This window comes from Antarcticimicrobium sp., assembly GCF_029212575.1.
Classification (GTDB): domain Bacteria; phylum Pseudomonadota; class Alphaproteobacteria; order Rhodobacterales; family Rhodobacteraceae; genus Antarcticimicrobium.
This window is the reverse complement of sequence record NZ_JARGPK010000046.1, coordinates 1-24991: the sequence shown is the minus strand read 5'-3', so window position 1 is coordinate 24991 and position 24991 is coordinate 1. Positions and strand designations below refer to the sequence as shown.

Sequence of the window (24991 nt, the reverse complement as noted above, 5' to 3'; positions counted from 1 at the left end):
CGCGTGATTTCGTGGCAGACCCGCAGCCCCGTCGTCGACATCATCGCACAGCGCATGCCCCAGACCCTGTGGGTCGTCGGCACCGCCTATGTGGTCGGCATCCTGATCGCCCTTCCCATCGGCATCTACTCCGCCTATCGCCAATACTCGATCTTCGACCAGGCCGGGACCTTCATCACCATGGTCGGCTTCTCGGTTCCGCCGTTCTTTTCCGGCGTGCTGGTGATCGTGATCTTTTCGGTCAACCTAGGCTGGTTCCCGTCGATCTATGACACCACGCACAAGGTTGTGGGCTGGGACAGCTTCGTCATCCAGCTAAGGCAGATGGTGATGCCGGTGATGGTGCTGGCGCTGCAGATCACCGCGCAGATCAGCCGGTTCATGCGCGCCTCGATGCTGGATAACCTCAACCAGGACTATGTGCGCACCGCCCGCGCCAAGGGGCTGGGCGAAACCACGGTGGTGATGGTTCATGTTCTGCGCAACTCGATGATCCCGGTGGTCACCGTGATCGCGCTGGGGGTGCCCTCGATCTTTGGCGGCGCCATCATCACCGAGCAGGTGTTCAAGGTGAACGGGATCGGCCAGTTGCTGATCGGCGCGATCCAGGCCAACGACCTGCCGATGGTGCAGACGCTGACCTTCATCTTCGCGGTGCTGATCGTCCTGTTCAACCTGATCGCCGACGTGCTCTATGGCCTGCTCGACCCGAGGATCCGCTATGACTGACAAGGACCGTCTCGTCCCCGACGAAGGGCTCGCCCCGGCCTCGACCGCTCTGCCCGCGGCCGGGCCGCTGGAGGAGTTCACCAAGCCCCCCACCAACCAGTGGCGCGAGGTCTGGGACCAGTTCAAGCACCACAAGGGCGCGCTTTACGGTGGCATCCTGTTTCTGGCGATCGTGCTCTGGGTCTATCTCGGGCCTCTGATCTGGACCATCGACGCGACCCATATCGACATCCGCGCGCGCAACCAGGGCCCCGGCTTTTCCCATCCCTTTGGCACCGATCAGCTGGGGCGCGATACCTTTGCGCGAATGATGGCGGGCGGCAAGACCTCGGTCTCGGTCGGCATCACCGCGATGCTGCTGGCGCTGGGGCTGGGCTCTTTCGTGGGCGTGATGGCGGGGTTCTTCCGCAGGCTCGACGGGCCGCTGATGCGGCTGACCGACCTGTTCCTGGCGCTGCCGCTGCTGCCGCTGCTGCTGGTGATGATGCTGCTGTTCCGCGATCCTCTGAACTCGGCCTTCGGGCCGGAACAGGGGATCTTCATTTTGATCGTCGTGGCCATCGGGGTCACCAGCTGGATGCCCACCGCGCGGATCGTGCGCGGCGACGTGCTGGCGCTGAAGGAGCGCGAGTTCGTCCTGGCCGCGCGCTCGATCGGGACCACCAACACCAAGATGATCCTGCGCCATATCCTGCCCAACGTGCTGAGCCCGATCATGGTCTCGGCGACATTGGGGATCGCCACCGCGATCATCACCGAAAGCGCGCTGAGTTTCCTCGGGCTGGGCTTTCCGCCCGATTTCCCGACCTGGGGCCGGCTGCTGTTCGATGCCACCGACTATCTCCAGCAATACCCCGAGCGGGTGTTCTGGCCCGGGCTGGCGATCTCGCTGACCGTGCTCAGCGTCAATTACCTGGGCGACGGGCTGCGCGATGCGCTCGATCCCCGCATCCGGGGCCGCTGAGCCGGGCGAGACAGAAAAAGGAACGGAATCAACCGCCGCCCCACCCGGGCGGCGGTTTTCGTTTCGGCGGATTTGCGGGAGCGAAACAAAAACCATCGCGCGACGGCTCTTTCGGGAATATGTTCCAACTTTCACGATGCCCCGGCAAGGTCAACCGCTTGTTTTCCGCCGAACCTGCGCCCTAGTGGGAAATAATTCCACTTTGTGAGGTTGCGCCATGTTCGAGACATTCGGGTTCGAAGACACCACCGCGCGCGAGGCCAGCGTCTTGTTCGGCCTCGGTCTGGGCCTTGCCTTTGGCGTTCTGGCGCAGATCACCCGCTTTTGCCTGCGCCGGGCGCTGGTGGGGGCGGACCGGCGCAGCGCGATGGGAGTCTGGCTGACCGCGCTTGCCATCGCCGTGATCGGCACGCAGGGGGCCGTGGCACTGGGCTGGATCGGGTTTGAAGATCACCGCTTCCTCGCGTCCGGTCTGCCGGTGCTGGCCATCGTGCTGGGCGGGCTGGCCTTTGGCGCGGGCATGGTGCTGACCCGGGGCTGCGTGTCGCGGCTGACGGTGCTGGCCGGTGGCGGCAACCTGCGGGCGCTGTTGGTGCTGCTGGTGTTCGCGGTCACGGCGCATGCCACGCTCAAGGGAGTATTGGCGCCGCTCCGCACCGGATTGGGGAGTTTGACCCTCGAATTGGGGAATTTCACCACCCTCGCCGCCCTGCCCGGCGGCGCGCCGGTCTGGGCCACGCTGATCGCGGTGACCGCGCTCCTTTTCGCGCTGCGCTCGGGCGCCGCGCCGCTTTCGCTCATCGGAGCGGCGGCCATCGGGGTATTGGCCGCGCTGGGATGGGTCGGAACCGGGTTCCTCCTGTTCGACGAATTCGAGCCGATCGCGATGGAAAGCCTGTCCTTCACCTCGCCGATGTCGGAATCGCTGTTCTTCACTGTCGCCTCCTCTGCCGTGCCGGCGGGGTTCGGCCCGGCACTGGTCAGCGGTGTGGTCTTGGGGGCGTTGGCGGCGTCCCTGCTACGCGGTCAGTTCGTCTGGCAAAGCTTTGAGGGCGCGGCGCAGACCGGGCGATATCTGGCGGGCGCGGTGTTGATGGGCGTGGGCGGTGTGCTGGCGGGCGGCTGTACCCTTGGTGCGGGCCTGTCGGGTGTGCCGACGCTGAGCCTTGCCGCGCTGCTTGCGTTGGCCTCCATCGCCTTGGGCGGACTGGCTATGAATGCGATCCTTTCTCGATCCCTTTCCGGATCCGGCGCACCGCGCCCCATACGGCCAGCACAACCGGCAGAGTGAGCGCGGCCGTCAGCATTCCCTTGCTCAGCCCGGTGGCCTGCCCCAGCGGGTAGAGCAGGTAGCTGACCAGAGACAGGGCGTAATAGCTGATCGCCACCACCGAAAGCCCCTCGACCGTGTGCTGGAGCCGCAGCGACAGGTCGGCGCGGCGATCCATGCTTTCCAGCAGCGCCTGGTTCTGGGCGCTGCGCTCCACGTCCACCCTTGTGCGCAAAAGCTCGCCCGCGCGCATCGCCCGGTCGGCCAGCGCCTGCAGCCGTCCCTGGGTCGAGGTCACCGTTCGCATCGCAGGGGCGTAGCGGCGGGCCATGAAATCGGCAAAGGTCTGGCGGCCCTGGAACCGCCCCTCGCGCAGCGAGGCGATGCGCTGGTTGACGATGGCCTCATAGGCGCCGGTGGCCCCGAAGCGGAACGAGCTGCGCGCGCCCATCGACTCCAGTTCCGCGGAAATCGACAAAAGCGCGGTCAGGGTCTTTTCCGCCGGGATGCCGCCGCCGGTCATATCGACCATGAGTTGCGACAGGTGGTTGTCCAGCGCGCCAATCTCGCCCGAGAGTTGCTGCGCGCGGGAGAACCCCAGCATCGACATCGCCTTGTAGGTCTCGATCTCGCACAATCTCTGGACCGCGCGGCCGATGCGGCGCTGGCCCGCGTCCTCGCCGACGAAGATGGCAAAGCGCATGTGCCCGGCCGGGTCGATGCGGAAATCGCCCGCCGCCACCGCGGCATCGTCCAGTACGTGCGAGGCCGCCGTGCTTTCGGGCACGAACCAGTCGGACAGCGCGGCGTTTATGCCGGCCTCGTCCGGGCGCGGGCAGACCCGGAGCGCGATCGAGGTGATGCGCTGGCCCGGCGCCGCGTTCAGCCAGTCCTCGGGGAAGACCGAGAAATCCGCCGGGTCGAAGGCGCGGTCGCTGACCCCGTCGGAGATCGCGGTGTAGGTGACGAATTCGGTATGCTGTTCCCACTTCAACACGTGGCGCCCGATCCGACCGCTGAAATGGGTGGCGCCGGGCTGTGGGTGCGGCGCACCGTGGCGGTCGAGCAGCGCGGTCAGATGCGCCACATCGACGGCACGGTCGCGGCTGACAGCCTCTTTCGGCTGCTTGATGGCGAGGTAGACCACCGTCGAGGTGTTTTTCATCGCCGGGAACGGACGCGCGTGCAGCTCGTTCGCGAGCCGGTAGCGCAAAGGGTGGTCTTCGATCGGGGGCATCGGGCGGTCCTCGTGGGCTTGAGGTCTAGTCTTAGCGCCCCCGAATTGAATGTAAATTGTTTTCCTTCAAGACCTTAGAAGGATACGACGGTATACATCGGCGGGCCCGCCCGGTCAGTCGCGTGACATGATCGTTCCCTGTGCGGCGGCGCAAAGCTTTTCCTCGCCGTTCTCGAGGGCGTAAACCTTGCATTCGCACACCGCCTGGCGCCGACCCGAGGAGATCGCCTGCGCCCGCGCGATCAGCGTTTCGCCGACCCCGGGGCGGATGTAGTTGATCTTCATCTCCAGCGTGATCGGGTTGCTCAGCACCGACCCGCCGGCAAAGGTCAGCGCGTTGTCGGCAAGGTAGGCCACCGCGCCGCCATGCGCGAAACCGTATTGCTGGAGAAGATCGTCGCGCAGCGGCAGGCGCAGTTCCGCCTCGCCCGCGGCGAGATGCGCAAGCTCGGCCCCGAGGAGCACGCTGAAGGGTTGTTGCGCGAGGATCTTGCGGCCCAGTTCCAGTGGTGTCATCGGTGTCTCTCCCTGACGGTCGCGGGTATCCAGACGGACAATGCCCGGGGTGTCAAAGCCAACGTGGCGGCAAGCGTCCCCGCCCGAAACGAAAAAAAGGCGCCCCGAAGGGCGCCTTTTCGTGCGCATTTCAAAGCCTGCCGCCGCGATCAGTCGATCAGCGGGATCAGCTTGTCGAGGCTGGCCTTGGCATCGCCGTAGAACATGCGCGTGTTCTCCTTGTAGAACAGCGGGTTCTCGATGCCGGAATAGCCGGTGCCCTGGCCGCGCTTGGACACGAAGACCTGTTTCGCCTTCCAGACCTCCAGCACCGGCATGCCGGCGATCGGACTGTTGGGATCCTCCTGCGCGGCGGGGTTCACGATGTCGTTCGAGCCGATGACGATCGCCACGTCGGTCTGCGGAAAGTCCTCGTTGATCTCGTCCATTTCCAGAACGATGTCATAGGGAACCTTGGCCTCGGCCAGCAGCACGTTCATGTGCCCGGGCAGGCGGCCGGCGACCGGGTGGATGGCAAAGCGGACATTCTTGCCCTTGGCGCGCAGCTTCTTGGTCAGGTCGCTGACCGCGTTCTGCGCCTGCGCCACCGCCATGCCGTAGCCCGGCACGATGATCACGCTGTCGGCGTCGTTCAGCGCCGCAGCGACGCCATCGGCGTCGATCGCCACCTGTTCGCCCTCGACCTCCATCTGCGGGCCCGATGTGCCGCCGAAGCCGCCCAGAATCACGCTGACGAAGTGGCGGTTCATCGCCTTGCACATGATATAGGACAGGATCGCGCCCGAGGAGCCAACCAGCGCGCCGACAACGATCAACAGGTCGTTGCCGAGCGAGAAGCCGATCGCCGCAGCGGCCCAGCCCGAGTAGCTGTTGAGCATCGACACCACCACCGGCATGTCGGCGCCGCCGATGCCCATGATCAGGTGATAGCCGATGAACAGCGCCATCAGCGTCATGATCGCCAGCGGCACGAAGCCGCCGGTGCCGAAGTACCAGAACAGGCAGAGCAGCGAGATAATCGCGGCCCCGGCGTTCAGCGCGTGGCCGCCGGGCAGTTTCTGGGCGACCGAGTTCACCTTGCCGGCCAGCTTGCCATAGGCGATCACCGAGCCGGTGAAGGTCACCGCCCCGATGAAGACGCCGAGGAAAAGCTCGACCTTCAGGATGTTCAGTTCGACCGGGGTCTTGTGCGCGATCAGCGCGGCAAAGGTGCCGAGGTGCTGCTCATGCATCCAGGTGTCCATCCCGATCGCGTTCAGCGAGGCGGGAGCGCCCGCCATGATGGCAGCCACGTGGCCCATCTCGAAATGGGCGTTGAAGCCGACGAAGACAGCCGCCAAACCGACGAGGCTGTGCATTGCCGCGACAAGCTGGGGCATGCCGGTCATTTCGACCTTGCCCGCCACATAGGCGCCGATCAGACCGCCGGCGGCGATCAGAACCAGCGACAGCAGCCAGAACCCCTGCCCCGGGCCGATCAGCGTGGCGAAGGCCGCCAGCGCCATGCCGGCGATGCCGTACCAGACCGCGCGCTTGGCGCTTTCCTGCCCCGAGAGGCCGCCAAGCGACAGGATGAAGAGGACAGCCGCGACCACATAGGCCGCCGTGGTAAATCCGAATTCCATGATCCCCTACTCCTTACGATTTCTGGAACATGGCGAGCATGCGCCGCGTCACGAGGAAGCCGCCGAAGATGTTGATCCCGGCCATGAACACCGAGATCGCGGCGAGCACGACCACCAGCCCGGAGCCCGAGCCGATCTGCATCAGCGCGCCCAGAATGATGATCGACGAGATCGCGTTGGTCACCGCCATCAGCGGCGTGTGCAGGCTGTGCGCCACGCCCCAGATCACCTGGAAGCCGACGAAGACCGCGAGGACGAAGACGATGAAGTGCTGCATGAAGCTGGCCGGGGCCACCAGGCCCACCCCCAGCAACAGCACCGCGCCAACGGTCAGCAGGGTGACCTGCTGCTTGGTCTGCGCCTTGAAGGCCGCGACCTCCTGCGCCCGTTTCTCTTCCGGCGTCAGCTCCTTGGGCGGCTCCTTTTTCGGCTGGGCCGCGATCGCAGCCACTTTCGGCGGCGGCGGCGGGAAGGTGATCTCGCCCTGATAGGCCACGGTGGCACCGCGGATCACGTCGTCTTCCATGTTGTGCGCGACCTTGCCGTCCTTCTCGGGCGTCAGGTCGGTCATCATGTGACGGATGTTGGTCGAGTAGAGCGTCGAGGCCTGCGCCGCCATCCGGCTGGGGAAGTCGGTATAGCCGATGATGGTCACGCCGTTGTCGGTGACGATCTTTTCATCCGCGACTGTCAGCTTGCAGTTGCCGCCCTTTTCGGCGGCCAGATCGACGATCACCGAGCCCGGCTTCATGGCTTTCACCATGTCCTCGGTCCACAGTTCCGGCGCCTCGCGGTTGGGGATCAGCGCGGTGGTGATCACGATGTCCATGTCCGGGGCCAGTTCGCGGAACTTGGCCAGTTGCGCCTCGCGGAACTCGGGGCTGGACACCGAGGCATAGCCGCCGGTGGCGGCGCCGTCCGCGGCCTGCTCCTCGAAATCGAGATAGACGAACTCCGCGCCCATCGATTCGACCTGTTCGGCCACCTCGGGACGCACGTCGAAGGCGAAGGTCATCGCACCGAGCGAGGTCGAGGTGCCGATCGCGGCGAGGCCCGCCACGCCGGCGCCCACCACCAGCACCTTGGCCGGCGGCACCTTGCCCGCCGCCGTCACCTGCCCGGTGAAGAAGCGGCCGAAGTTGTTGCCCGCCTCGATCACCGCGCGGTAGCCGGCGATATTGGCCATCGACGACAGGGCGTCCATCTTCTGCGCGCGGGAGATCCGCGGCACCATCTCCATGGCGATCACGTTGCCGCCCTTGGACTTGGCCAGCTCCAGCCCCTCTTCGTTGCCGCCGGGATTGAAGAACGAAATCAGCGTCTTGTCCTTGCTCAGACGCTTCAGCTCGGTCTCGTTGGGCTGGCGCACCTTGGCGATGATGTCGGCCGCCTTCCACAGTGCCGCTGCGGTCTTGACAACCTCGACCCCTGCCTCCTCATAGGCGGCATCCGAAAACCCGGCGGCCGCACCGGCCCCGGCCTCGATGGCGCACTCATAACCCAGCTTCTGCAGTTGCCTGGCCGAGTCGGGGGTCATCGCCACCCGCGCTTCGCCCTCGTAGATTTCCTTCGGTGTCCCTATCTTCACCTATTCGGTCCCCCTTTGTCGCCCCACCACAGGGCGAAATACGGTACAGTTTGCAAATCCGTCACCTATCGCGCGCAAGAAAATTTCGCAAGCGCGGCATAGGTCGCAGCGGTGTTTAGATACATATCAGTTACACCCATCGCCGCACCTTGCGTTCGTAGCGGGCATAATCGGTTCGGTAGGCGCGGCGCATGCGGTCTTCCTCGGGCAGGATGAAGCGGCGCTCGATCACCCAGGTGAAGACCGGCAGAAGCGGCAGCGCGAGCACCGCGTCGAACCGCAGGATCAGCCCGGCCAGCACCAGAATGTCGCCCAGGTAGATCGGGTTGCGGCTGCGGCTGAAGATGCCCGACTGCACAAGCGTGCTTGGCGTCTGGTGCGGGATGATCGTGGTCCGTTTGCGCCGCAGTTCCACCACCGCCAGCAGCATCAGGAGCAGCCCGCCGCCGACCAGCAGCCCGCCCGCGAAATCGGCCCAGGCTCCGCCAAAGCTGAGCCCGGCGGGAAAAACCCGCGCCTGGCCCCAGGCCAGCAGGACCGCCCCCAGGAGCCAGACCGGCGGCATGTCGATCCACTTCATCGCCTATCCCGCAGGATTCTTCGGAGAATCCCGACAATTTCCTTCGAGGAAATTCGGCTCATTCCCACTCCATCTCGGCAAAGACGCGGCCGGCGTTCTTGGTCGCAAGCTCCTCGAAGGTGTCGAGGTTTTTCCATTCCGACTGATCCACGTAATAGGCCCCGGCCAGATCGCCGCCGGCATCCAGATGGTCCCGGATTTTGCCGCGCAGGTCCACAAGATAGTCGTGGGTATAGCGCCGGACCTGGGCGAAATTGGTCGGATGGCCGTGGCCGGGGATCACATAGGTCGGCGCCAGCGGCTCCAGCTTTTCCTCCCAGGTCTCCAGCCAGCAACTGGTGCAGGTGCCTTCGAAGATCGGCAGCATGCGTTCGTGAAAGGCGATGTCGCCGGTAATCATCAGGCCCCATTGTGGAATCCAGACCTGCGCGTCGCCCGGATCGTGCGCCGGGCCAAGATGCAGCACATTGATCTCTACCCCGCCAAGCGAGATGTCGTATTCCTCCTCGAAGGTGATGTTGGCATGCTCCACCCGCGTGCCCTCGGCCTTGTCGCGATTGTAGCGCTGCATCCCCTGCAGGATGAAATCGCCGTTCTCGGTGGTTTCCTCGACCGCATCCACATGGGCCAGGATATCCACCCCCTGGTCGCGCCAATAGCTGTTGCCCAGCATGGCGTGGCCCTGGCCGTTCTCGTTGATCACCAGCACCACGGGCTGATCGGTGACCTGCCTGATCTCCGCGTGCAGCGCGGCGGCAAGGCGTGCGGAGGCGCCGGCATTCATCACCACGACGCCCTCACCGGTGACGATGAAGGACAGGTTGTTGTTGTGGCCCGAATTCTCGTAGGTCGGCGGTGCGGTGGCGCCGATGGCCGAGAACACATGCGGGATCACCTCGACCGGTTTCGAGTAGAGTTCCGATTGCGGATACTGGTCGGCGATATCCTCGCTCGCCCGGCCGGCCGTGACGGTGGCGGTGATCGCGGCGGCGGTGATCGCCGCGGCGCTAAACAGATGCTTCATGACTCCTCCCAAAACGTGATCTCTGTCGGCAATTTCAGAAAACATTCGCATGTGTGAATGAGTATGTAAAGTGACGGAACGACCGCCCTTGCCCCCTGGCGCCCGGCCTTTAGGGTGACGGCGAAGCAAGGGAGAAACAGGCGAATGGCATTGAATGGAAAACACGCGCTGGTGACCGGCGGCGGCACCGGGATCGGCCTGGCCATCGCGCGGGCACTGGCGGCCAAGGGCGCGCGGGTGACGATCACCGGCCGCCGGCAGGCGGTGCTGGACGAGGTCGCCGGAGAGGGCATGACCGGCCTTGCGATGGACGTGCGCGACGAGGGCGACGTGGTCGCCAAGATCGCCGCGGCGGTCGAGGCGCGTGGGCCGGTGCAGATCTGCGTCGCCAATGCCGGCATCGCCGAGGGCCGCGCGCTGCACAAGACCTCGCTGGAGATGTGGCGCAACATCATGGCGACCAACCTCGACGGAGCCTTCCTGACCATCCGCGAGTGCCTGGCCTCGATGCGGCAGACCGATTGGGGGCGTGTCATCACCATCTCGTCCGTCGCCGGGCTGCGCGGGCTGAAAGGGGCGGCGGGATATACCGCCTCGAAACACGGGGTGATCGGACTGACCCGCGCGTTGAGCGAGGATTACATGGGCACGCCCTTTACCTTCAACGCGATCTGCCCGGGCTATGTCGATACCCCGATTGTCAGCCGCAACGTGGACAGCATCGCCCAGCGGGCCGGGGTCAGCGAGGACCAGGCGCGCGACATGATGGTCAGCGCCAATCGCCACAACCGCCTGATCGCCCCGGAAGAGGTGGCCGCCGCCGCGATGTGGCTGGTCGGGCCCGGCTCGGAAAGCGTGAACGGCCAGTGCATCGAGATCGCCGGCGGCCAGTCCTGAGGCTCAGGTCCCGGTCAGCCCGTCGCCGATCATCGCGGCCAAAAGCGCCACGCGGGCGCGGTAGCCGGGGTAATCGGGCGCGGTCATCTTGAGACCCTTGAGGGCGGCGGCGATGGTCGCCGCCAGGTCCGTCGCCGGACCGGGCAGCCGGAGCAGCCCCGCCTGCGCCGCATCCTCCAGCCAGGCGGCATAGACCGACGCCAGCCGTGCCTCGCCCTGCTGGATGATCTCGGCGGCGGCGGATTTTCCTGCGTCGAGCAGTTCCATCCCGTGCGGCGAGGTCAGCATCGCCTCGACCGCAGCACCGCCCTGCGCCGCGAAGGCCGCCGCCAACCGCTCCGGCACCGGTCCGCCGTCCGAAAGCGCGGCTTCGACCGCCGCCACCGCATCGTCGTAGTATTGCCGGACCAGGTGGCGATAGATGTCATCCTTGTTGCGGTAATGCAGGTAGAGCGCCGGGCGCGACATGCCGGCGCCGCGCGCTATGTCCTCCATCGAGGTCTTGCGAAACCCATAGGTGGCAAAGGCCTGCCAGCCCGAGGCGAGGATCGCCGCCTGTTTGGAATTGGAATCTGTGTCTGCCGCCGCCATCCATGATGGATTGCAGGTTGCCGAAAAACTGTCAATTGACATCCTGACATATTATGCCATTTATGTCATATCCGTCGCGGCATCTACATCAGGGAGACACCCATGCCCACCCCCCTTACCGTCAACGGAACCCGATACGAGATCGACCTGCCCGAGGATGTGCCCCTGCTCTGGGTGCTGCGGGACGAGATCGGGCTGACCGGGACCAAGTACGGCTGCGGCGTGGCCGCCTGCGGCGCCTGCACCGTGCAAATCGACGGCGAGGCGGTGCGCAGTTGCCAGGTGGCGCTGGCCGATGTCCGGGGCGAGGTCACCACCATCGAGGGGCTGGGAACGCCCGATGCCATGGCCGCGATCCAGCGTGCCTGGGCCGCGCACCAGGTGGCGCAATGCGGGTACTGCCAGTCCGGCCAGATCATGCAGGCCGCCGCGCTACTGGCCGAAAACCCCGCGCCCAGCGATGAGGACATCGACCTGGCCATGCAGGGCAACCTGTGCCGCTGTGGCACCTATCCCCGCATCCGCGCCGCCATCCACAGCGCCTCGCAGATGATGAAGGAGGCCTGAGCCCATGGCCAGCATCGGAAAAATCGCCCGCCGCAGTTTCCTCATCGGCTCCGCCGCCATCGTCGGCGGCGTTGCCTTCGGCGCCTGGTACGTCTCCCGTCCCGCCCCCAACCCGCTGACACCCGGAGCGGGCGGCGGCGCGCTCAACCCCTTCGTGATGATCGACGTCAACGGCATCACCCTGATCGCGCCGCGCGCCGAGATGGGCCAGGGCGTGCAGACCACCTGGGCGGCGCTGATCGCCGAGGAGCTGGACGTTGAGATGGACCAGGTCCGCGTGCTGCACGGCCCCGCCGCGCAGGCCTATTACAACCAGGCCCTGCTGGGCGAGGCGCTGCCCGGCAAGGGCTATGACAAAACCAGTTTCGGCCACGCGCTGGCCGAGACGCTGGGCCGGGTCGGCAAGGTCATGAACATGCAGGTGACCGGCGGATCGACCTCGATGGCCGATGGCTATACCCGGATGCGCGCCGCCGGGGCCAGCGCCCGCGAGACATTGAAACAGGCCGCTGCCGACCTGCTGGGGGTGGCGCGCGCCGATCTGCGCACCGAAAAGGCGATGGTCATCGCCGCCGATGGACGCGAGATCGCCTATGCCGATCTGGCCGAGGCCGCCGCCGGGCTCGATCCGGTCGACGCGCCGCTGCGCGACCGGGCGCAATGGCGCATCCTGGGCAAGCCTGTCGATCGCGTCGACATGGTGCCCAAGGTCACCGGCACCGCGCGGTTCGGCATCGACGTGCGGCTGGAGGGGATGCTTTTCGCCGCCCTGCGGATGAACCCGCACCTGGGCGGCGCGATGCGCGATTTCGACGACAGCGCAGCGCGGGCGATGCCGGGGGTTGACCGGGTGGTCAACCTGGGCGACGGGATCGCCGTTGTCGCCTCGAACACCTGGCTGGCGATGCAGGCGGCAGAGGCCGTCGAGATCGACTGGGAGATGGGGCCCAACCCGCCCGATACCGGGGCGGTCTTCGACCGCATCGCGGCGGCCTTCGACGACGACGCCAATTCGACCATGCGCGATGACGGCGATGCCGGGACCCTGCCCGAGGGCGCAACCGAAATCACGGCGGAGTACCGGGTGCCCTACCTTGCCCATGCGACGATGGAGCCGATGAACGCCACGGCGCTCTATTCGGGCATCAAGCTGGAGATCTGGTCCGGCAACCAGGCGCCGCTGTTCACCCGCAAGAGCTGTGCCAAGGCGGTCGGGCTGGAGCCGGAGGCGGTGGAGGTGCACACCACCTTCATGGGCGGCGGCTTCGGTCGGCGCGGAGAGCTGGATTTCTCGGTCTACGCCGCAAGGGTGGCCGCCGAGATGCCCGGCACGCCGGTGCAGCTGACCTGGTCGCGCGAAGAGGACATGACCCACGATTTCTACCGCCCCGGCGCGCTGGCGCGATTCCGCGGCGCGGTGCAGGACGGCAAAGCGGTGCTGCTCGACGGGAAGATCGCGGCGCAGTCACCGACGCAGCAGGCGATGGGCCGCTGGCTTGGCCTGCCCGCCGCCGGTCCGGACAAGGGTACGGTGGACGGCGCCTTCAACCAGCCCTACGCGATCCCCAATTTCCGCGTGCGCGGCTATCTCGCCGATCTCGCCATCCCGGTGGGCTTCTGGCGCTCGGTCGGGGCGTCGATGAACGGCTTTTTCCTCGACAGTTTCCTCGACGAGATGGCCCATGCCGCCGGGCGCGATCCGCTGGCGTTCCGGCTGGAGCTGGCGCGGGCCGAATACGCCCCCGCCGCCGCGGTGCTGGAGGCGGTGCGCGACATCTCCGGATGGACCGGCGAGACGCCCGAGGGCACAGGCCGCGGGGTCGGCTTCTGCTACAGTTTCGGCACCCCCACGGCGACGGTGATCGAGGTTCAGGACAGGGATGGCCAGATTGCCATGACCCGGGCCTGGATCGCGGCGGATGTCGGCGTCGCGCTCGACCCGCGCAACCTCGAGGCGCAATTGTCCGGCGGCATGGTCTATGGTCTCTCGGCGGCCTGTTTCGGCGAGATCACCTTTGCCGAGGGGGCGGTCGTGCAGCAGAACTTCCCCGATTACGACGCGCTGCGCATCCACAACACCCCCGCGACCGAGGTGCGCATCCTGCAGAACCAGGACCATATCAGCGGCGCGGGCGAGCCGGGCACGCCGCCGGCGATGCCGGCGCTGGCCAACGCGCTGTTCGACCTGACCGGCAGGCGGGCGCGCAGCCTGCCCTTGATGCGGGATTTCGACCTGCTGGTCTGAGCGCGCCTGTTTTGGCCCGTCACCCGGCGGGCCAGCCCCGGATCAGATCCGCCAGCGCCGCCCAATCGGTGTATTCGGTGTCCTTTTGCGGATTGATCCTCTCGCCCTTGCGATGGGCGATCCAGCGCATCGCCAGCGCCCGGAAGAAATCATACTCGGTGAACCGGAAGGCACCCGCCACATGGGCCACCTGCCCCGGGGTCCAGCCGGCCTTTTGCGCAAAACCGGCGGCGATGCGATCCAGTTCGGCGCGGTCCCCGGGATCGTCGCCCGCGATCGCCAGCGACACCACGAGGAGCAGCGTCGGCATGCCGTTCAGAACCCCGGCATGGGCGGCGGCGAAATCGGCCAGCCGCGCCTGCAGCCTGCCGACATGCACCGATCCGGCCAGGATCGCCGCGTCGAAGATCGCCAGGTCAATCTCTCCGGCCTCCTCCGCCGGCAGCATCTCGACACTGTCACCGCGCGCCATCAGCTGTTCGGCGCAGAACCGGCAGATCTTGCGCGTCTGCCCCTCGGTGCTGGCGTAGCAAATCAGGATCCGCATGACTCACCCCCATCCGCAGCCCGTGATGCGGATCGGTTACCCGATGCAGAGCCCGGTGGCCTTGCGTCAGATCAAGACGGGGCTCAGGCGCTGCGCTGCAGCGGCGCGCGGCGACCGGCGGACCAGGCCCGCACCGCATCGCCGAAGGCGGTGAACAGTGGCCGCGAGACCGGATCGTTGGCGGCGTCGTATTCCGGGTGCCATTGCACCGCGAGGGTAAAGCCCGGCGCATCCTGGACATGGATCGCCTCGGGCGTGCCGTCGGGCGCCCAGCCGTCGACCTCGATACGGGCGCCGGGGCGCTTGATCCCCTGGCCGTGCAGTGTGTTGGTCATCACCTCGGGCGCGCCGAAGAGCTTGTGAAACACGCTGCCCTCGGCCAGCCGCACCCGGTGGCGCAGGGCGAATTTCTCTTCCAGCGTGCCGTCGGGCGGCATCCGGTGGTTCATCCGCCCCGGCAGGTCGCGGATCTCTGGGTAGAGCGAACCGCCCATCGCGACGTTGACCTCCTGAAAGCCACGGCAGATCCCAAAAAAGGGCTGGCCACGCTCGACGCAGGCGCGCACCAGCGGCAGCGCCACGGCGTCGCGGGCCCGGTCAAAGGCACCATGCGCCTCGGTCGCCTCTTCGCCGTATTCCTCCGGATGCACGTTGGGCCGCCCGCCGGTCAGCAGGAAACCGTCGCAGATCTCCAGCAGATCCTCGACCGGGGAATAGCGCGGGTCGGCGGGGATGATCAGCGGAAGGCAGCCCGCGACGCAGGCCACCGCCTCGGAGTTCATCGTGCCGCCCGCATGGGTCGGGTAGCTGTCGTTGATCAGGACGGAATTGCTGATGATGCCGACGACCGGGCGGGCCATGAAACGCTCACTTTCACGTGTGTACCCGGCCTAGATACAGGGCGCGGCCGGGGCCTGCAACACCCGGCCCCTGCATCACGGCGCAAGCGGGTGTGCCAAGGCGCACAACCCGCCCCTGCGCCCGAATACCGGGCAGCGGCCGCGCGCGCGATCAGGCCTCGCCGGTCAGGCCGGCGGCCTCGATCCCGGCCAGTGCTGCGGCAGCGTCATTGTCCGAGGTATCACCGGTCACGCCGACCGCGCCGATCACCGCGCCATCCGCGCCGCGCACCAGCACACCGCCCGGCACCGGGATCAGCTGGCCGCCATAGACGCCGTTGAGCGCCGCCATGAAATAGGGCTGCGCCTCGGCCCGGGCCATCTGGGCGCTGCCCGGCATGCCCAGCATCACCGCGCCGTGGGCCTTGCCGTGGGCGATGGCGAAGCGGCCCGGCGGCGCGCCATCCTCACGCTCGAAGGCCAGCAGGTTGCCGCCTGCGTCCACCACCGCCACAGACAGCGGCTTCAATCCCAGGTCGCGCCCCTTGTCGCGCGCCGCGCCGATGATCGTCCGCGCCTGGTCCAGTGTCATCGCCATGCCATTCTCTCCCCTTTTTTCTCTTTTTCTGGCTGAAAATACTCTCGGGGGAGCGCGAGGGGGCAGACAGCCCCCTCGCCCCCGGTCAGATCATCCCGCCGCTTGCGCCTTCAACTCCAGCCGACGGCGGTGCAGCACCGGCTCGGTATAGCCCGAGGGCTGCACCCGGCCCTCGAACACCAGATCGCAGGCAGCCTGAAACGCGATGCCGTCAAACCCCGGCGCCATCGGACGATAGGCCGCGTCACCGGCGTTCTGCCGATCCACCACCTGTGCCATTTTGCGCATCGCCGCCGTCACTTGATCCTCGCTGACGACGCCGTGATGCAGCCAGTTGGCCAGCGCCTGCGAAGAGATGCGGCATGTGGCGCGATCCTCCATCAGGGCGACGTCATGGATGTCCGGCACCTTGGAGCATCCGACCCCCTGGTCGATCCAGCGCACCACATAGCCGAGGATCCCTTGCGCGTTGTTCTCGATCTCCCGCGCGATCTCCTCACCGCTCAGGTTGCGGCCCTGCATCACCGGGAGGGTGAGCAGATCAGCGAGCGTGCCGCGCGGCCCGCCGGCCGCGATCTCGCCCTGACGGGCAAAGACATCCACGAGGTGATAATGCGTCGCGTGCAGCGTGGCGGCTGTCGGCGAGGGCACCCAGGCGCAATTGGCCCCGGCCTGCGGATGGCCGATCTTGGCCTTGAGCATGTCTGCCATGAGGTCGGGCATCGCCCACATCCCCTTGCCGATCTGGGCCTTGTGCTGCAACCCGCAGGCCAGACCGATATCGACGTTGCGATCCTCGTAAGCTGCGATCCATGGGGTCGATTTCATCTCGCCCTTGGGCAACATCGGGCCCGCTTCCATGCTGGTATGGATCTCGTCGCCGGTGCGATCAAGAAAGCCCGTGTTGATGAAGGCCACCCGCGATTTCGCGGCGCGGATGCAATCCTTGAGATTGACGCTGGTGCGGCGTTCCTCGTCCATGATGCCGAGTTTCACGGTATTGCGCGGCAGACCGAGGATCTCCTCGACCATGTCGAAGATCTCGACCGCGAAAGCAACTTCCTCCGGCCCGTGCATCTTGGGTTTGACCACATAGACCGAGCCGTGCAGCGAGTTGCCGCCCTGCACCTTGAGGTCATGCATGGCGATCATCGTGGTGCAAAACGCGTCGAGCAGCCCCTCGGGGATCTCGCCGCCCTGCCCGTCCAGCACGGCCGGGTTGGTCATCAGGTGGCCAACGTTGCGCACCAACATCAGCGAGCGGCCCTTCAGCGTGATCGCGCTGCCGTCCGGCGCGGTGAACTCCAGATCCGGCGCCAGAACGCGGTCGAAGCTCTTGCCGCCCTTGGTGACGCTTTCTTTCAGGTCCCCTTTCATCAGCCCCAGCCAGTTGGCATAGGCCTGCACCTTGTCCTCGGCATCGACGGCAGCGACGCTGTCCTCGCAATCCATGATGGTGGACATGGCCGATTCCAGGATCACGTCGCTGATCCCCGCCGGATCGTCGCGGCCCACGGGCGTGTCGGGGCCCAGCACGACGCGGATGTGCAGCCCGTGACGGGTAAAGAGATACTCCGACCCATCCGCACTGCGCCCGGCGTATTGCGCCGGGTCGGTCAGCCGCAGCGGCCCGTTGTGGGAGGCGAGGATGACACCGCCCTGATCCTGGTCGAGCCCGGTCACATCGGCCCAGGAGCCGCCGGTGAGCGGCAGCGCCTTGTCCAGATGCGCCTTCGCCCAGGCGATCACCCGGCCACCGCGCGCGGAATCATAGCCGCCGCCCGCCGGCAGGTCGCCCAGCGCGTCGGTGCCGTAGAGCGCGTCATAGAGCGAGCCCCAGCGCGCGTTGGCCGCGTTCAGCGCAAAGCGCGCGTTTGTGATCGGCACCACCAGTTGCGGGCCGGGCACATGGGCGATCTCGGGATCAACGCCGGTGGTGTCGATGGCGAAATCCGCGCCCTCGGGCAGAAGATAGCCGATCTCGCGCAAAAAGGCCTCGTACGCGGCGGCGTCATGCGCCTGACCCTTGCGGGCCTGGTGCCAGGCGTCGATCCGGCCCTGCATCTCTTCGCGGGTGGCAAGGAAGGCGCGGTTCTTCGGCCCCAGTTCGGCCACCATGCGCGCCAGACCCGCCCAGAACGCCTCGGCCGCCACGCCGGTGCCGGGCAGCGCCCGGTCCTCGACGAATGCAGCCAGGTCTGCCGCGACCTGCAGACCGTGCCGCTCCACTCTCTCCGTCATTGCCTTGGCCTCCTAAAAATTGGATTTGGTTCACTCTCTAGAACTTAAGTTTCCTATCGGCAACTCTTCGGTAAAATCTTTTTACCAATTTTTCCGATAGCAGTTTCAAATGCGCTTTGAAAAGCACCGGGCACGGGACGGGAGGACGCCTTGCAGGGATCAGGCCATTTGCCTAACGTCGCCGCAAATCCATCCAGCGAGGCCCCCATGCGCGATGCCGCCCCCACGACCGTTTTCCTATCGGATTATACGCCCTTCGGCTATCTGGTCGACTCGGTCCACCTGACTTTCGATCTTGCGCCCCATGCCACCCGCGTGACCAGCCGCATCGCCTTTCGCCCGAACCCGCAGGCGCGCGATCGCCGCTTTTTCCTGCACGGCGAGGGGCTGACGCTGATCCGCGCCGCCATCGACGGCACCGCGATCAGCCCCGAGATCACCGACGCGGGGCTGACCGCCGACGCCCCCGATGCGCCCTTTACCTGGGAGTGCGAGGTCGAGATCGACCCGGGAACCAACACCGCGCTCGAGGGGTTGTACATGTCGCCGCTGGACGTCCAAGGCGAAAGCCAGCCCGACACATCCGCCATGTATTGCACCCAATGCGAGGCCGAGGGGTTCCGCAAGATCACCTATTACCCCGACCGCCCCGACGTGATGAGCATCTTTACCGTGCGCATCAACGGCGATCTGCCGGTGCTGCTGTCGAACGGCAACCCCGTGGACCGGGGCGAGGGTTGGGCTGAATGGCACGATCCCTGGCCCAAGCCGGCCTATCTGTTCGCGCTGGTGGCGGGCGATCTGGTGGCGCAATCGGACAGCTTCACCACCGTGTCGGGCAGGTCCGTCGAGCTGAACCTCTGGGTGCGGCCGGGAGACGAGCACAAGTGCGCCTTTGGCATGCAGGCGCTGAAAAAGGCGATGAAATGGGACGAGGACACCTATGGCCGGGAATACGACCTGGATGTGTTCAACATCGTCGCGGTGGACGATTTCAACATGGGCGCAATGGAGAACAAGGGGCTGAACGTCTTCAACTCATCTTGCGTTCTGGCCAGCCCCGACACCTCGACCGACATGAACTTCGAGCGCATCGAGGCGATCATCGCGCATGAGTATTTCCACAACTGGACCGGCAACCGCATCACCTGCCGCGACTGGTTCCAGCTGTGCCTGAAAGAGGGGCTGACAGTGTTCCGCGACAGCCAGTTCACCTCCGACATGCGCTCCGCGCCGGTCAAGCGCATCCATGACGTGATCGAGTTGCGCGCGCGCCAGTTCCCCGAGGATACCGGGCCGCTGTCGCACCCGGTCCGGCCGGAGAGCTTTCAGGAGATCAACAACTTCTATACCGCCACCGTTTATGAAAAGGGCGCCGAGGTGATCGGTATGCTCAAGCGCCTTGTGGGCGATGCCGCCTATGCCGAGGCGCTGGACCTCTATTTCGCGCGCCATGACGGGCAGGCCTGCACCATCGAGGACTGGCTCAAGGTGTTCGAGGATGTGACGGGGCGCGACCTGGGCCAGTTCAAACGCTGGTATTCGCAATCGGGCACACCCCGGCTGAGCGTGGAAGAGGCGTTCGATAATGGCACCTATACGCTGACCTTCACGCAATCCACCGATCCCACCCCGGGCCAGCCCGACAAGGCGCCGCAGGCGATCCCGATCGCCCTGGGCCTGCTTGGCCCCAACGGCGACGAGGTGCTGCCGACACAGGTGTTGGAGATGACCGAGGTGACGCAGTCCTTCACCTTCGAGGGGCTGGCAGCGCATCCTGTTCCCTCGATCCTGCGGGATTTCTCGGCGCCGGTGATCCTCGATCGCGCGCCGCAGAGCGCCGAGCGCGCCTTTCTGCTGGCCCATGATACCGACCCCTTCAACCGGTGGGAGGCGGGGCGCGACCTGGCCCGGCAGTGCCTGATCGACATGATCGCGAAGGGCGCGGAGCCTGACGCCGATTACCTCGACGGCATCCGCGCCGTTCTGCGCGACGACCGGCTTGACCCGGCCTATCGCGCGCTGATGCTGGGTCTGCCCGGCCAGTCGCAACTGGCCGGCTTCCTGCACGAGGCCGGGGTTACCCCCGACCCGATGGCGATCTGGTCCGCAGTCGAACGGCTGAAGGACGCCCAGGCCGGGGCGTTGGGGGATTTGCTGGGTGAATTGTACAATTCGGCGCAGGTGACCGGCCCCTATGCCCCGGACGCCGCGCAATCAGGCAAGCGGGCGCTGGCCGGCGCGATCCTGGACCTGACGACGCGTCGCGACGGCGGGACACAGGCGGCGGCGCAATACGCGGCGGCCGACAACATGACGCTCCAGCTTTCGGCGCTGGCCTGCCTGCTGCGCGCGGGCAAGGGGCAGGATCAGCTGGCGCGGTTCTACGACCAGTGGCAGGCCGACCGGCTGGTGATCGACAAGTGGTTCTCGCTGCAGATCGCCGAGGCCGCCCCGAAGGACGCGGCGCAGATCGCCCGGGCGCTGACCGACCACGCCGATTTCACCTGGAAGACACCCAATCGCTTTCGCGCTGTCTTCGGCGCGCTGGCGGGCAACCATGCGGGCTTTCACGCCGCCTCGGGCGCCGCGTATGAATTGCTGGCTGACTGGCTGATCCGGCTCGATCCGCTGAACCCACAGACCACCGCGCGGATGTGCAGCGCGTTCCAGACCTGGAGACGCTATGACGCGGACCGGCGGGCGCTGATCGGCGCGCAGCTTGACCGCATCGCGGCGACGTCGGACCTGTCGCGCGACACCGCCGAAATGATCACCCGCATAAAGGGGGCATGAGTGCCGCGCGCCCTGACCTGCCCCGGGCGCTGAGCGGTGCCCGGGGACGGCTACAGCTTTTCGCGACAGGGGCGCAGCCCGAGGGTGCTGGGGATTCTGATCTGCGTCTATGCCGCGCTTCTGGCTGCGATCCTGTTTCTTGACGCGGCGTGGTGGCTGATGGCGCTTCTGGTGCTGCCCACCCTGCCCGCACTGCATGATCTCTACCGCAACCCAGAGGCCGGGATGGACCTGGACGACCGCACCCTGTCGTGGCGCAGCGGGCGCCGCAGCGGCGCGCTGGCCCTGTCGGACATCGCGCGCCTGCGCCTCGATACCCGCTGGGATTTCTCGGTGCGCGCGACGGCGGTGCTGACCTCGGGGCGGCGCATCCGCCTGCCGGACGAATCACTGCCGCCGCACCGGGAGTTCGAGGCCGAGCTTCTGGCCCGGGATATTCCCGTGGAGCGGCATCACTTCACCGTTTTCTGACCCGACGTCACCCGAACGGTAAACAATCGCGGCGCTGGGGACGGTCAGGCGGGGGACCGGTTCCCATGCGCGAACAATGCCATCCAATTACCCCAATCCCCCACCGCGAACTCCTTTGGGGCGCCACCTTTGCGCCCGAATGCCGGTACAGGGTCTCTGCCAATCCCGCAGTTGCCCCAGACCGGAGTGCCCATGTTCCAATCCATCCGCCGCGCGCTGCGCACCGTCCCGGCTGCGTTGGTGCGCCCCCTCACCCGGATCGGACAGCGCGCGCCTGGGTCTGCCGAAACCCCGGCACCGCAAAGGGGCCTCGAGGAGATGGTCGATATTCCGGTGCACGACATGAGCGCGGAAGACGACATCTCGCGGCAGGCGCAGGCACGCGGGCTGTTCCTTGCCCGGCAGGATCGCTGGACCGACCTTGCGGCGGAAATCCGGGCCGCGGACAGCGCACGCCGGTGCGCGCCGGACGGGGTGCCCCTGGCCGAGCTTCTGGCCTATGGCGCGCGCTGCGACGTGGTCGAGGCGGTCGAACAGGCGTTGGAACAAGGCGCTGGCGCCGAGGATCCCGCGCTGCTCTCGGGGATCATGTCGCTGGAGGCGATGCGGCAGGAGCATCGGACCGATCCCCACGTGACCCTTGTCGTGGCGCTTGCGCATATCGACATCGCCTGGGCCTGGCGCGGCACCGGAGAGGAGGCCGCGCTGCCCGCGCTGAACCGGCAACGCTGCGCCGCGCATTTCGACCGCGCCGCGCGCCTGCTGGAGGGGGTCGACACCACGGCCCGCAACAGCCCGGCAGTGGCATCGGCGCAATGCGCGCTGCTGGCGCGCCGGCCCGGACCGGTGCGGGCCTTGGCCGACAGCTATGGCGCGCTGATCGATCTCGACCCGCAGAACTTTCGGGCCATGCGCGCGCTGGGGGCGCATCTGCTGCCCGACCGCGCCGCGCTGGAGCTCGAGGCGCGCCGCACCGCCGCGCGCACACAGGATGCCTGGGGCGCGGGCGGTTATGCCTGGGTCTGCTTCGATGCCATCGCCCAAGACCCCTCGGCCTGCGACGCGGTGGATGTCGATTTCTTCATCGACGGGCTGCGCGATATCGTCGCCGCCCGCCCGGGGCAGGAAATGATCAACCTGCTGGCCGCCTATTGCGCCGTTACCCTGCGCCGCGACGATGAAGACGCCGCTCCGGACAGCCCGCGCGCGCGCATCGCCGCCTGCGCCGGATGGTTGATCCGCGATCACCTGACCGAATTGCACCCGCTGGTCTGGGCCCATGCCGCAGAGGGGTTCGACAACAGCCTGCGCGTGACCTCGCCCCGGCGGTTCGCCTCGCATGGCCGGGCCGACGCCCTGCGCGCCATCGCCGAACAGTTCCGCGACGATCTGGACCGTGGGCTGCGCGTCACCTTCACCCCCGACGGGCCGGTGACCGGTGCGCTCTGATCCCCTTGCCCAGCCGCCAGCTCTGGCCTAGAACGCAGGCCGGACATTCGCGGAGACATTCCATGCTGGACCTGACATTCGAGCCCCCCAAGCCCAAGGTGATCGCCGGGGCCAAGCACGATTGGGAACTGGTGATCGGCATGGAGGTGCATGCGCAGGTCAGCTCCCGCGCCAAGCTGTTCTCGGGCGCCTCGACCACCTTCGGGGCCGAGCCCAATTCCAACGTCTCCTTCGTCGATGCGGCGATGCCCGGCATGCTGCCGGTGATCAACGAGTATTGCGTCGAACAGGCGGTGCGCACCGGGCTGGGCCTGAAGGCCGGGATCAACCTGATGAGCGCCTTTGACCGCAAGAACTATTTCTATCCCGACCTGCCGCAGGGTTATCAGATCAGCCAGCTTTACCACCCCATCGTGGGCGAGGGCGAGGTGCTGGTGGAACTGGGCGAGGGCATCGACCGCATGGTGCGGATCGAACGCATCCACCTGGAACAGGACGCCGGCAAGTCGATTCACGACATGGACCCGAACATGTCCTTTGTCGATCTCAACCGCACCGGCGTGGCGCTGATGGAGATCGTCAGCCGCCCCGATATTCGCGGGCCGGAGGAAGCGGCGGCCTATATCGCCAAGCTGCGCCAGATCCTGCGCTACCTCGGCACCTGCGACGGCAACATGCAGAACGGCAACCTGCGCGCCGACGTCAACGTCAGCATCTGCCGCCCGGGCCAGTACGAGAAATACTGGGAAACCCAGGATTTCAGCCATCTGGGCACCCGCTGCGAGATCAAGAACATGAACTCGATGCGGTTCATCCAGCAGGCGATCGAGGTCGAGGCCCGGCGCCAGATCGCCATCGTCGAGGCCGGCGGCACGATTGACCAGGAAACCCGCCTCTATGATCCCGACAAGGGCGAGACGCGCTCGATGCGGAGCAAGGAAGAGGCGCATGATTATCGCTACTTCCCCGATCCCGACCTGCTGCCGCTGGAGATCGAGCAGGCCTGGGTCGACGGGATCAAAGCCACGCTGCCGGAACTGCCGGACGCCCGCAAGGCGCGCTACATCGCCGATTTCGGCCTGACCGATTACGATGCCTCCGTGCTGACCGCCGAGGTCGAGACGGCGGCCTATTTCGAGGCGGTGGCGCAGGGGCGCGACGGCAAGCTGGCGGCCAACTGGGTCATCAACGAGCTGTTCGGCCGGCTGAAGAAGGAGGATCACGACATCACCTCAAGCCCGGTCGGCCCGGAGCAGCTGGGCGGGATCATCGACCTGATCTCCAAGGGCGACATCAACGGCAAGATCGCCAAGGACCTCTTTGAGATCGTCTATTCCGAGGGCGGCGATCCGGCGCAGATCGTCGAGGCGCGCGGCATGAAACAGGTCACCGACACCGGCGCCATCGAGGCCGCGGTCGACGAGGTGATCGCCGGTAATCCGGCGCAGGTCGAAAAGGCCAAGGCCAACCCGAAACTGGCCGGCTGGTTCGTCGGCCAGGTGATGAAGGCCACCGGCGGCAAGGCCAATCCCGCCGCCGTCAACCAGATTGTCAGCGCCAAACTGGGTCTTTAAACCGCGAGTCTGCCATGCGGCCCCACGCTCGCGACTGCCCGGCGGTTGCGTGGGGGTGTGCCACGCATTGCGCAGCCCGGACATTGCATCTTGGCGGAGTCCCGCTGATCGGCTAGCGTGACGGTTGGCACGCATTTGGGGGGCCGATGGGGGATCACGAGACAAGCGATGCAGGGTCCGTCGGCATGGGTGTTGTCGACGAGTTGATCGGGCGTGTCTATGACGTGGCGCTTGATCCGTTGTCATACGAGCAATTTGTGGATCGTTGGAACGATCTGGTGATGCCCGAAACCGAAGCGGGGTCGGTGCGGGCCGCATTGATGGACGATCCGGCGATCTTTGGCCATTTCGACCGCGCGGCGGCGGTGCTGGATCGGGTGGCCAGCGCGCCGGCGGGGGATGCCGTGTCGCTTGTGCTGGATCATCTGAACAGTGTGGCGGCGTTGGGAATCGACCGGCATTTGCGGGTGGCGGGCCTGAACCCTGCGGCGGCGGCGGCGCTGGGTTTGCGGGCCGGAGCGCCCCTGTCCGAGGCCGGGATCGAGACGCAGGACCGCGCGGCGCTGTCCCGGCAGGTGGCACGTATGCTTGAAGATGCCGACAGTGCGCCGTCTGTGTTTCGCGTGCGCGCTGCGGACGAGGG

General features: G+C 66.6%; 21 protein-coding genes and 1 pseudogene. 11 read left to right on the top strand and 11 right to left on the bottom strand.

Going from position 1 to position 24991, the window contains the following annotated elements:
* The 3 genes from P1U75_RS09220 to P1U75_RS09210 all read left to right on the top strand — a co-directional run.
* Nucleotides 1-729 (top strand): ABC transporter permease (locus P1U75_RS09220; RefSeq protein ID WP_300242409.1); only part of this gene is annotated, 729 nt, incomplete at its 5' end.
* Nucleotides 722-1693, top strand: coding sequence for an ABC transporter permease (locus P1U75_RS09215; RefSeq protein ID WP_300242406.1), 972 nt, complete (start codon nucleotides 722-724; stop codon nucleotides 1691-1693). The genes P1U75_RS09220 and P1U75_RS09215, both read left to right, overlap by 8 nt.
* Nucleotides 1694-1910: 217 nt before the next feature.
* Nucleotides 1911-2984: a YeeE/YedE family protein gene (locus P1U75_RS09210; protein WP_300242404.1), complete on the top strand. Its 1074-nt coding sequence runs from the start codon at nucleotides 1911-1913 to the stop codon at nucleotides 2982-2984.
* Here the strand turns inward: P1U75_RS09210 and P1U75_RS09205 are convergent.
* From P1U75_RS09205 to P1U75_RS09180, 6 genes are all read right to left on the bottom strand, one after another.
* Nucleotides 2905-4200 (bottom strand): DUF3422 family protein, encoded by a 1296-nt coding sequence (locus P1U75_RS09205; RefSeq protein ID WP_300242402.1) that lies wholly within the window; start codon nucleotides 4198-4200, stop codon nucleotides 2905-2907. The two genes, P1U75_RS09210 and P1U75_RS09205, sit on opposite strands and share 80 nt — an antisense overlap.
* 114 nt (nucleotides 4201-4314) lie before the next feature.
* Nucleotides 4315-4716 (bottom strand): PaaI family thioesterase, encoded by a 402-nt coding sequence (locus tag P1U75_RS09200; protein WP_300242400.1) that lies wholly within the window; start codon nucleotides 4714-4716, stop codon nucleotides 4315-4317.
* 149 nt (nucleotides 4717-4865) lie between these two features.
* Nucleotides 4866-6341 (bottom strand): NAD(P)(+) transhydrogenase (Re/Si-specific) subunit beta, encoded by a 1476-nt coding sequence (locus P1U75_RS09195; RefSeq protein WP_300242398.1) that lies wholly within the window; start codon nucleotides 6339-6341, stop codon nucleotides 4866-4868.
* A gap of 13 nt (nucleotides 6342-6354) precedes the next feature.
* Nucleotides 6355-7929: a Re/Si-specific NAD(P)(+) transhydrogenase subunit alpha gene (locus P1U75_RS09190; RefSeq protein ID WP_300242396.1), complete on the bottom strand. Its 1575-nt coding sequence runs from the start codon at nucleotides 7927-7929 to the stop codon at nucleotides 6355-6357.
* Between the two features lie 130 nt (nucleotides 7930-8059).
* Nucleotides 8060-8509: an isoprenylcysteine carboxylmethyltransferase family protein gene (locus tag P1U75_RS09185; protein WP_300242394.1), complete on the bottom strand. Its 450-nt coding sequence runs from the start codon at nucleotides 8507-8509 to the stop codon at nucleotides 8060-8062.
* Nucleotides 8510-8567: 58 nt separating this feature from the next.
* A complete protein-coding gene (locus P1U75_RS09180; RefSeq protein WP_300242393.1) occupies nucleotides 8568-9533 on the bottom strand; it encodes an MBL fold metallo-hydrolase in 966 nt (321 codons plus the stop codon).
* A gap of 144 nt (nucleotides 9534-9677) precedes the next feature.
* On the opposite strand from P1U75_RS09180, the gene P1U75_RS09175 reads away from it, so the two are divergent.
* A complete protein-coding gene (locus P1U75_RS09175) occupies nucleotides 9678-10430 on the top strand; it encodes an SDR family oxidoreductase (RefSeq protein WP_300242391.1) in 753 nt (250 codons plus the stop codon).
* 3 nt (nucleotides 10431-10433) lie between these two features.
* Here the strand turns inward: P1U75_RS09175 and P1U75_RS09170 are convergent, their stop codons facing one another.
* Nucleotides 10434-11021: a TetR/AcrR family transcriptional regulator gene (locus P1U75_RS09170; protein WP_300242388.1), complete on the bottom strand. Its 588-nt coding sequence runs from the start codon at nucleotides 11019-11021 to the stop codon at nucleotides 10434-10436.
* A 102-nt stretch (nucleotides 11022-11123) separates the two neighbouring features.
* Between P1U75_RS09170 and P1U75_RS09165 the strand changes: the two genes are divergently transcribed.
* A complete protein-coding gene (locus P1U75_RS09165; RefSeq protein WP_300242385.1) occupies nucleotides 11124-11588 on the top strand; it encodes a (2Fe-2S)-binding protein in 465 nt (154 codons plus the stop codon).
* Nucleotides 11589-11592: 4 nt separating this feature from the next.
* Nucleotides 11593-13833, top strand: coding sequence for a molybdopterin cofactor-binding domain-containing protein (locus P1U75_RS09160; protein WP_300242382.1), 2241 nt, complete (start codon nucleotides 11593-11595; stop codon nucleotides 13831-13833).
* A gap of 19 nt (nucleotides 13834-13852) precedes the next feature.
* Here P1U75_RS09160 and P1U75_RS09155 read toward each other — a convergent pair whose 3' ends face one another.
* The 4 genes from P1U75_RS09155 to P1U75_RS09140 form a co-directional block, all read right to left on the bottom strand.
* Nucleotides 13853-14380, bottom strand: a complete 528-nt coding sequence (locus P1U75_RS09155; RefSeq protein ID WP_300242380.1) for a flavodoxin domain-containing protein — start codon at nucleotides 14378-14380, stop codon at nucleotides 13853-13855.
* A gap of 83 nt (nucleotides 14381-14463) precedes the next feature.
* On the bottom strand, nucleotides 14464-15240 hold the full coding sequence (locus P1U75_RS09150; RefSeq protein ID WP_300242378.1) for a gamma-glutamyl-gamma-aminobutyrate hydrolase family protein: 777 nt from the start codon (nucleotides 15238-15240) through the stop codon (nucleotides 14464-14466).
* 151 nt (nucleotides 15241-15391) lie between these two features.
* Complete coding sequence (locus tag P1U75_RS09145; protein ID WP_300242376.1) at nucleotides 15392-15817, bottom strand: heme-binding protein; 426 nt, start codon at nucleotides 15815-15817, stop codon at nucleotides 15392-15394.
* A gap of 90 nt (nucleotides 15818-15907) precedes the next feature.
* A complete protein-coding gene (locus tag P1U75_RS09140; RefSeq protein ID WP_300242374.1) occupies nucleotides 15908-18058 on the bottom strand; it encodes a malate synthase G in 2151 nt (716 codons plus the stop codon).
* 207 nt (nucleotides 18059-18265) lie between these two features.
* Here P1U75_RS09140 and pepN point away from each other — a divergent pair, with 207 nt between their 5' ends.
* The 5 genes and pseudogenes from pepN to P1U75_RS09115 form a co-directional block, all read left to right on the top strand.
* Nucleotides 18266-20854, top strand: coding sequence for an aminopeptidase N (gene pepN, locus P1U75_RS09135; protein WP_300242372.1), 2589 nt, complete (start codon nucleotides 18266-18268; stop codon nucleotides 20852-20854).
* Between the two features lie 84 nt (nucleotides 20855-20938).
* Complete coding sequence (locus P1U75_RS09130; RefSeq protein ID WP_300242369.1) at nucleotides 20939-21325, top strand: hypothetical protein; 387 nt, start codon at nucleotides 20939-20941, stop codon at nucleotides 21323-21325.
* A 192-nt stretch (nucleotides 21326-21517) separates the two neighbouring features.
* Nucleotides 21518-22774, top strand: coding sequence for a hypothetical protein (locus tag P1U75_RS09125; RefSeq protein WP_300242366.1), 1257 nt, complete (start codon nucleotides 21518-21520; stop codon nucleotides 22772-22774).
* A 62-nt stretch (nucleotides 22775-22836) separates the two neighbouring features.
* A complete protein-coding gene (gene gatB / locus P1U75_RS09120) occupies nucleotides 22837-24348 on the top strand; it encodes an Asp-tRNA(Asn)/Glu-tRNA(Gln) amidotransferase subunit GatB (protein ID WP_300242364.1) in 1512 nt (503 codons plus the stop codon).
* A gap of 185 nt (nucleotides 24349-24533) precedes the next feature.
* Nucleotides 24534-24991: pseudogene (locus P1U75_RS09115) on the top strand (hypothetical protein); the annotation flags it as partial.